The organism is Candidatus Bathyarchaeota archaeon (assembly GCA_030739585.1).
Classification (GTDB): Archaea; Thermoproteota; Bathyarchaeia; order TCS64; family TCS64.
Map to the genome: position 1 here is coordinate 1 of JASLYX010000025.1, position 841 is coordinate 841.

Consider the following 841-nt stretch of genomic DNA (forward strand, 5'->3'; position numbering starts at 1 on the left):
CATTTTTCAAGACCCCTTTGCCTCCCTCAATCCGAGAAAGCGGATCGACAAGATTCTGGAAGAACCCTTTGACATCCATGAGTTCACCAATCCCTCAAAAATAAAAGAACGTGTCGTAGGGTTGTTAGACAAAGTGGGCCTGTCATCCGACCAGGCAGACAAATATCCTCACGAATTCAGCGGCGGGCAGCTACAACGCATCGGAATCGCCCGGGCCATTGCATTGAATCCGAGTTTGATCGTTGCCGATGAACCGGTTTCCGCGCTCGATGTTTCTATTCGCGCCCAAGTGATCAACCTACTCCTCGACCTCAAGGAATCAATGCAAATATCCTATTTGTTCATTTCCCATGACATGGCCATAGTCAGACACTTCTGTGACCGTGTGGCGGTTATGTATCTTGGAAAAATAGTTGAACTTGCCGACAGCGAACCACTGTACAATAAACCACAGCACCCTTACACAGAAGCTTTGCTGGCGGCGATTCCATCCATTGATCCGGAAACGAAAAAAGAACGCATGAAAATTAAAGGCGACCTTCCGAACGCCATGGACATGCCCAGAGGATGCGCCTTCCATACACGGTGCCCCATTCGCGAGAAACAATGCGAGGAATCCATCCCGCAACTCAAGGAAGCGCGACCCGGTCATCATGTCGCCTGTTTTCTAAGGGAGTGAATACAAAACAATGGACATTGGAGTTATTTCTGACACCCACGGACTCGTTCGCCCCGGAGTGTATGACGTGTTCGAGGGAGTGGACCTCCGCCTGCACGCAGGCGAGATAGGGAGTCGCGATGTAGTCATCGAACTGGAAGCCATCGCTCCCGTCAAAGCGGT

Annotated in this window: 1 protein-coding gene; it reads left to right on the forward strand. The window is 50.8% G+C overall.

The window, feature by feature from the left end:
• A partial coding sequence (locus tag QGG23_08405; protein MDP6049436.1) for an ATP-binding cassette domain-containing protein occupies positions 1-679 on the forward strand: 679 nt, incomplete at its 5' end.
• Positions 680-841 lie beyond the last annotated feature (162 nt).